A 7322-nucleotide genomic window follows, 5' to 3' on the forward strand; every position below is an offset into this window, starting at 1 on the left:
GACGTTAGGCACCCAGGATGGATCAGTACAGCTAAGGTTTCTTCATATGCATTAGAATCATTAATGTGAACATCGATGGTCAGCAGCTGGCCGCCTTCGCCGCAGTGGTTGAGTACGGCAGCTTCGATGCGGCGGCAGGCCGGATGCACATCACGCCGTCGGCGGTGAGCCAGCGGATCAAGGCGCTCGAGCAGCGCGTCGGTCAGGTCCTGATCCGTCGCGAGAAGCCCTGTGTGGCAACACCTGCGGGAGTGCCGCTGCTGCGGCTCGCCGCGCAGACTGCGCTGCTGGAAGCAGAAGCGCTGGCCGAGATGAGTGGAGGGTCCTCGGAACGCAACCGCGTCGCGATCGCGGTGAACGCCGATTCGATGGCAACCTGGTTCACCGCCGTGCTTTCCCGACTGTCTGAGGTCCTTTTCGATATCCGGATCGAGGACCAGGATCACTCGGCTCGGTTGCTGCGGGAGGGCGCGGTGATGGGCGCGGTCACCACAGAGCGCACAGCCGTGCCCGGATGTCGCGTGCTGCCGCTGGGAGTGATGCGCTACGTCCCGATGGCAGCACCGAGCTATGTCGAGCGCTATCTCCGCGATGGCTTCACAGCCGATGCCGTGGCTTCCGCCCCGTCGCTGGCGTGGAGCCGTGCCGACGCTCTCCAGGACTCGTTGCTGCGCAGAGCTTTTCGCCGAGACATCAAGCGTCAGGTACATTACGTACCCACTGCGGAGGGTTTCGGATCAGCTGTGCGCGCCGGGTTGGGCTGGGGCATGTTCCCCGAGATCCTCGCCGATATCCATCAGGCGGACGGATCGTTCGTCCGGATATCCGATGTGCATCTCGACGTGCCGTTGTTCTGGCAGTGTTGGAAGCTCGAAAGTTTTCTGGGGGACACCCTCACCGAAGCGGTGCGGTCGGCGGCGAAACCCAAGTTGGGTCGAATGGGTCGGACCCGCGTGTTCAGCTTGGGGGGCCGATTATCAATGGATGCGCGCGCTGCCGCCGAGGCCGATCTCTAGCACGCTTCCGGTGATGACCCCGGGGTCGGTGACCAGATACAGCACGCCGCGACTGACGTCCTCGGGTTGCAACCAGGGTTGCGGTATCGGGTTGGCTCTCATCATCCGGCGCACCAGATCGTCAGGGATGTCATCGCTTCCAGCGGGTTGCACCATCGGCGTTTGGACGGTGGTCGGGCAGATGACGTTGACCGTGATGCCGTCCTTAGCGACCTCCAGGGCGGCCGACTTCGCCAGGCCGATGACACCCCACTTGGTGGCGTTGTATGCGGCCAGCTCGGGGATGCCCATTCGGCCGCCCATCGAGGAGGTCACGACGATCCTTCCGAACCCCTGCTGTCGCATCACCGGTATGGCCGCCCGCAGGGTATGAAACGCACCCGTCAGATTCGTATCGATCAGCTGCTGCCAAACCACGTCGCTGACGTCTTCCAGTAGCCCGGTGCTGACGATTCCGGCGTTGGCCACCACGATGTCGAGGCTGCCCATGTCGGCGACCGTCTGCTTGATCGCGGCGCCGACTGCGGCCGAATCGCGCACGTCCAGGGTCAGCGGTAGGCAACGTCGGCCCAGCGCTTCAACCAGTTTCGTCGTTTCCCGCAAGTCGTCCTCGGTGCCCAGGGGGTAGGTCAGCTCCGTCATGGCATCGGGGACATCGGCGGCCACGATGTCGGCCCCTTCGGCCGCCAACGCCAGCGCGTGCGCGCGCCCCTGCCCTCGAGCCCCACCGGTAATCAGGGCCACGCGTCCATCCAAAGTACCCATAGGGGTAGAAGCTACCGGCAGATAGTGGACCGGACGCTTGCGGGCCTGCCGCGTGTCATGAAATCGATTGCTGTGGACTATATTCCGGTGCTAGCTACGGCCGCCGCTGCTCACGCTGCCAGAGCTGCTGCTACTGCTGGATTCGCTGCCACTGCTAGAGCTGCTTGAGCTGCCACCACTGCTCTCGCTGCCGCTACTGCTGAGGCTGCTTCCGCCGGCGACTTCGGAGCCTCCACTGCTAGAGCTGCCACTGACAGGCTTACTGCCGCTGGGGTTTTCGCCGCCGCCAGTCGGCGCGCCGCCGCTCGGGCTTTCACCACCGCTTGTTGACCCGCCGCCCGAGGGCGTACTAGCACCGGGTGACGCAGCGCCAGCAGGCGGGCCACTGCTCGGGCTTTCACCCCCGCCGACAGTCCCACTGCCACTGGGAGTTTGGCCGCCGCCGATTGGTCCGCTGCTGCTGGGGGTTTGGCCGCCGCCGACCGGCCCGCTGCTACCGGGATTGCCGCGGACTGGGCCCGGGCCGTTAACCGGCCCGCTGCCGGGATTGGACGGCGGCTCTTGCCCCGGAGGAGGTCGGTGTGGCGGCGACTTCGGTGGGGGAACGTAGATCGGCGGCGACGAGTGCGTCGGCGCCTCGAGCACCGGCGGACTCGCCGGCGGGTCGGGTAACTGAACCGGCGGCACCGGGGCCGGCGCAATCGGCGGAACGAACACCGGAACGGGGATGACCGGCGCCGCAGGCACCGAGGGGGCCGGGGCTGCCGGAACCACAACGGGCGGTGCCGCGGGGGCCGGAGCCATCGGCGGCGGTGCGGCTGGGGATGGATGGGGCATGCGAACCCGACGACGACCGAACTCGTCTACACACACCTCTACGCCAAGGCCGACCACGACGACGAAATGGCCGCGCTCGGGGCGCTAGCGGCTACACCGAAGTACCACGGCGACAACGTGATACCCCTGCACGGTTAGAAAGGTGCTAGACAGGTCCGCGCTTCAGTTGTGTCGCTGCTCGGATAACTTCAGAGAACCCAAAGTACAGGTGCACTAGCCCGAGCATGGACTGCATGAAGTTGTTGTGCTGGATCGCCTCAAGCTCGGGATCCTCGGCCAGCTTGTCGTATTCTTCGCTGTGCTTCCCGAAGTGGATCAGCTCGCCGTAGTTGAAGAAATTGATCAACTTGTCCGGGTTGACATCGTTGTACATGGCGACATCATCGATGTTGGGGCAGTGGTCCTTTTCCAGCACGATCCGATCAACGATATTTGGGAGAGGGCGATTCATCAGCGCCCCACGGGCTTTCTTCCACTCGTCGAGGATCGCCAGCCGCTGGGCGGTCCGACCGTCCCTGAATTGACGGGCATATTTGTTCAACAGGTTGATGACGACGGAGAAGTCCGGGTCACCGGTCGATGAGTGGTGCAACTGCCGAAACCGAGTGGCAAAGCCCACCGTCTGCTCGTCGTCGGTCTGGTCGATGTCAAAGCTCCAGTCACCGTTCTCGCCGTGAAGAGTAATGCCGCCTTTGTGGGCGACGACGGTGTACTTGGCCGTCTTCTCGCAGACATGGACGTACCGCTTGAGGCGACGCATATCCTCGGCTGGAATTTCGCCGGGCAGCCTCGGAAACCGAGCTGGATCGGGAAGGTTGAACGCGTAGGTCAACAGCTGCCACTGGTAGGCGAATGTCGACGGGTCCGACCCGAATTTTGCAAGCGGAGGCCGGAAATTGAGCTTCACCGGCAGCACCGAGTCGTGAAAAGTTGTCGCGTTGAACTGAACCGTGCCGCCTTGGTAGTCTTCAGCCATTGCCTGTTCCCGCTTACCCCGTTCTTTCGATTGAGCCCTGTGCCCGAACGCTTCAGTATGGCACTCCATGCGACCAACCTCAGGCCACGGTGATGCGGCGCAGTGCACCCCGGCCAAGCAGCAGCAGTCGGGGTACGGGCGGGGTACCGGCCCAGCAGCCGACGCGGTTCCGCGGGCAGAATGCCCTGGTAAACGTGGAGCCGATGACGGGAATCGAACCCGCGTATTCAGCTTGGGAAGCTGATGTTCTGCCATTGAACTACATCGGCGCAGTTGCCACAGAAGGCTAGCACCCGGGCGCCCAACCAGCCGGAACAGTTCAAGGACGTCGTCGGAATGCGCTTATGCCGTCAAATTTAAAATGCTCATATTTATTCTATTGTGATCATGCCGTAATGTGCCCTGGGTGGGTCGGCACAGATTAGCCAGCAAACGGCGTAAGTCACCGCTAGTCCTGGCTGCGCTGCTGACCCCCGCAGCGGTCTGCTTCGCGGTGGCTGGCGACGTCGGCCCATTTGCGGCCCAAGCGGAAGCCAAGGCCGTTATTGGTGATGTTGCGCCGAGCCGTTTGGAAATCGTCGCGGCGGAATCGAATTTGCCGCATAGCGCGGCAGGTCTGGGTGTCCTCGATAGCCAGCCTGCGGCATCGCGCTACCACGTTCGATCCCGGTTCCTGCCCGCCGGACTCGCGTCGGAGCAGGGCTTGCAGGTGCGAACGATCCTGGCGTCCCGCGCGATCACTGCGACGTTCCCCGAGATTCACGAAATCGGTGGTGTCCGACCGGATCCGCTGCCCTGGCATCCCCTCGGCCTGGCGCTGGATGTGATGATCCCCAATCCCGCGAGCCCGCAGGGGATCGCGCTAGGCAACGAGATCGTCGCGTACGTACTGAAGAACACGAACCGGTTCGGCGTACAGGACGCCATTTGGCGCGGCGTCTACTACACGCCCAATGGAGCCCAAGCCAGCAGGCTTGGCCACTATGACCACGTCCACGTCACGACGACCGGAGGCGGCTACCCCAAGGGTGGCGAAACGTATCTGGCGGACTGAAGCCAGGAAAACGAGCACTGGGCAACAGTTAGGCTCGTCGCGTGCTGCTCTCCGATCGTGACCTCAGGGCTGAAATCACTTCCGGCCGGTTGGGCATCGACCCGTTCGACGACACCTTGGTGCAGCCGTCCAGCATCGACGTTCGCCTCGACTCCATGTTCCGGGTCTTCAATAACACCCGGTACACCCACATCGACCCCGCCAAGCGGCAAGACGAGCTGACGACGCTGGTCGAACCAACCGCCGGGGAACCGTTCGTGTTGCACCCGGGCGAGTTCGTCCTCGGCTCCACCCTGGAACTCTTCGCGTTGCCCGAGGATCTTGCCGGGCGTCTGGAGGGCAAGTCGTCGCTGGGCCGGCTGGGCCTGCTGACGCACTCGACTGCCGGCTTCATCGATCCCGGCTTCACCGGCCACATCACCCTCGAGCTGTCCAACGTCGCCAACCTGCCGATCACGCTGTGGCCCGGTATGAAGATCGGCCAGCTGTGCATCCTGCGATTGACCAGTCCGGCCGAGCACCCGTATGGCAGTTCACGGGTCGGCTCGAAGTACCAGGGTCAGCGGGGACCGACTCCTTCTCGCTCCTACGAGAACTTCATAAGAACTACATAGCTCCGGCAAGCAGCCCGCACAGCCTTTCTGCGGGAGTATGGAATGGTCCGGGGTTGCGTATTCACCCGGGCATAGCTTGTCTTGCAACGCTTTTGGAGTGGTTGGTTTTGGATATCGTGCTCGGGGTGTCGATCGCACCGGCTTCGGTCCAGATGGTCCTGGTTGAAGGCGAAAATGCCGACGGCGCGTTGGTTGAAGAGGACGAGTTCCAGCTCACCGAGACCGATGACACCGAACCCACCGCCGTTCCCGATCGGGTGATCTCTGCGATCCTGGGTACCCGCGAGGGCGCCGCCGATGCCGGGCTTGAGCTGTCCTCGATCGGGGTGACGTGGACCGACCAGCTGCATGCGGCCGTGCTCGGCGACGCGCTGGCCTCCTACAAGCTCGAGAACGTGATGCTGGTCTCGGCGTTCCTGGCTGTCGCCGCGCTGGGTCAATCCGTCGGTGGGGCAATGGGTTACGACACCACCGCGGTGCTGTTCGTGGAGCCCGAGACCGCGACGCTGGCGCTCGTCGAGACCTCCGACGGGTCCATCACCGCCGTCTACAAGGAAGAGATTGTCGCCGAGTCCTACGACGAGGCCACCGCGCAACTCACCGGGATGATCGCTGGCCTCGACGAGCTGGACTTACCTCCGGGCGGTGTGTTCGTGGTCGGCTCGGGCGTCGACGTCGCGCCGATCAAGCCGGCACTGGAGTCGGCGACGTCTCTTACCGTGAGCGCACCCGAAGAGGCCGAGACGGCGCTGGCCCGCGGCGCCGCGCTGGCGTCGGCGAACGCACCGCTGTTCGCGTCGTCGACCGCGGCACTGGCCTACGCGCAGGACCCGGGCACCGGGGCCGTCGACCCGTCCGCGATGCCCGAATACTTCGGCGTTTCCTACTTTGCCGACGGCGCCGAACACGGCGACGGCGAGCTCGCCTACAGCCTGGTGCCGGACGACGACGCCGATGCTCCCACCGACGTCATCAACCCGTCCGACCTCATCGGACCGGCCGAGGGCAAACCGCGGCGCCGGCCGGTGCTGCTGCTCGGCAGCGGGATGGCAGTCGTCGCGATCAGCGCGGTGGTGGCGCTCGAGATCGCACTGGCGATTGGAATCCGCACCACGAACGTGGCCGTGCAGCCCAGCCCTAACCAAAACCTCATCGTCCCAACGCAACCGGCTCCCGCTCCGCCGGTTGAGGCGTCCGTCGCGAAGCCGAAGATCGTCCTGCCCGCGCCGGCCGCGGCACCCAAACCCGTGATGCCAGCGGCGGCGGCACCGCTGCCTGCGGCTCCGCCGCCGCTGCCCGCCCCTCCCATTGCTGCGCCGGTGCCAGTTCCGGTTGTGGTGCCGATTCCCGTGCCTCCGTTGCACGTGCCGGCTCCGGATTGGATCATGAGCCCGCCGGTGATCCAGGTCCCACCGCGCGTGCTGCCGCGGCCACCCGTGGTGCAGCAACCACCGCCGGTCCATCTGCCCGAGCCACCGGACTCGGGCACGATTCCGCAAGCGCCGCCGCATCCGACTCTTCCAGAATCCGGCCCCAACCCCCGTGACCCACAGAGTGGTCCCGGCGGTCAGGGCGGTGGGCATGCGCCGCCGCCCGGCACGGGTTCGGGTGGCGCCAACGGCGGCGGCCCTGGTCACTTTCCCGGTTCGGGACCCGGTGGTCAGGGCGGTGGGCATGCGCCGCCGCCCGGCACGGGTTCGGGTGGCGCCAACGGCGGCGGCCCTGGTCACTTTCCCGGTTCGGGACCCGGTGGTCCCGGCGGCCGGCATGCCTCGCCCCCCGGCACAGGTCCCGGTGGTGAGGGTGGCGGTGCTCCCATTCATGTTCCGGGCACAGGTCCTGGCGGCGGCAGTCCCACTGGCGGTGGCGGACACTCTCCGGGCGGCCCGATCGGCGGTGGCGGCCACGCCCCCAGCGGCCCCATTGGTGGGGGCGGACCCATTGGCGGCGGGCATACTCCGAGTGGGCCCATCGGTGGCGGCCACAGTGGTGGCGGCATTGGCGGTGGTGGTGGCGGCCACAGCGGTGGCAGCTTTGGGGGTGGTGGCGGAAGCCACAGC

Annotated in this window: 7 protein-coding genes and 1 tRNA gene; 5 read left to right on the plus strand and 3 right to left on the minus strand. The window is 65.5% G+C overall.

The genetic code is table 11. The features are described 5' to 3' along the window. The first annotated feature begins 65 nt into the window (after positions 1–65). Positions 66–1016 carry a LysR family transcriptional regulator ArgP gene (locus DB708_RS12570; RefSeq protein WP_108922217.1) on the plus strand — a complete coding sequence of 317 codons (951 nt, stop codon included), beginning with the start codon at positions 66–68 and terminating at the stop codon, positions 1014–1016. On the opposite strand, the gene DB708_RS12575 is transcribed toward DB708_RS12570, so the two are convergent. Beyond that, complete coding sequence (locus DB708_RS12575; protein WP_108922218.1) at positions 978–1781, minus strand: mycofactocin-coupled SDR family oxidoreductase; 804 nt, start codon at positions 1779–1781, stop codon at positions 978–980. The genes DB708_RS12570 and DB708_RS12575 overlap by 39 nt on opposite strands. An 828-nt stretch (positions 1782–2609) precedes the next feature. On the opposite strand from DB708_RS12575, the gene DB708_RS12580 reads away from it, so the two are divergent. Further along, positions 2610–2756 carry an integrase gene (locus tag DB708_RS12580; RefSeq protein ID WP_108922219.1) on the plus strand — a complete coding sequence of 49 codons (147 nt, stop codon included), beginning with the start codon at positions 2610–2612 and terminating at the stop codon, positions 2754–2756. 7 nt (positions 2757–2763) lie between these two features. Here the strand turns inward: DB708_RS12580 and DB708_RS12585 are convergent, their stop codons facing one another. Together DB708_RS12585 and DB708_RS12590 are read right to left on the minus strand one after the other, a co-directional pair. Further along, positions 2764–3663 (minus strand): hypothetical protein, encoded by a 900-nt coding sequence (locus tag DB708_RS12585; RefSeq protein WP_133251004.1) that lies wholly within the window; start codon positions 3661–3663, stop codon positions 2764–2766. A gap of 126 nt (positions 3664–3789) precedes the next feature. Next, a tRNA-Gly gene (locus tag DB708_RS12590) sits at positions 3790–3863 on the minus strand. A 137-nt stretch (positions 3864–4000) separates the two neighbouring features. On the opposite strand from DB708_RS12590, the gene DB708_RS12595 reads away from it, so the two are divergent. The 3 genes from DB708_RS12595 to DB708_RS27430 all read left to right on the plus strand — a co-directional run. Next, positions 4001–4648, plus strand: a complete 648-nt coding sequence (locus DB708_RS12595; RefSeq protein ID WP_108922221.1) for a hypothetical protein — start codon at positions 4001–4003, stop codon at positions 4646–4648. Positions 4649–4689: 41 nt separating this feature from the next. Next, positions 4690–5262 carry a dCTP deaminase gene (dcd, locus tag DB708_RS12600; protein ID WP_108922222.1) on the plus strand — a complete coding sequence of 191 codons (573 nt, stop codon included), beginning with the start codon at positions 4690–4692 and terminating at the stop codon, positions 5260–5262. A 107-nt stretch (positions 5263–5369) separates the two neighbouring features. Beyond that, positions 5370–7322 (plus strand): DUF7159 family protein (locus DB708_RS27430; protein ID WP_201263502.1); only part of this gene is annotated, 1953 nt, incomplete at its 3' end.

It is taken from the genome of Mycobacterium montefiorense, assembly GCF_003112775.1.
GTDB classification, from domain to species: domain Bacteria; phylum Actinomycetota; class Actinomycetes; order Mycobacteriales; family Mycobacteriaceae; genus Mycobacterium; species Mycobacterium montefiorense.

What these genes read in the sequence shown, in the direction of transcription:
- DB708_RS12580 (WP_108922219.1), top strand. Translation starts at nt 2,610, where the DNA reads ATGGGGCATGCGAACCCGACGACGACCGAACTCGTCTACACACACCTC.
- DB708_RS12585 (WP_133251004.1), bottom strand. Translation starts at nt 3,663, where the DNA reads ATGGAGTGCCATACTGAAGCGTTCGGGCACAGGGCTCAATCGAAAGAA.
- DB708_RS12575 (WP_108922218.1), bottom strand. Translation starts at nt 1,781, where the DNA reads ATGGGTACTTTGGATGGACGCGTGGCCCTGATTACCGGTGGGGCTCGA.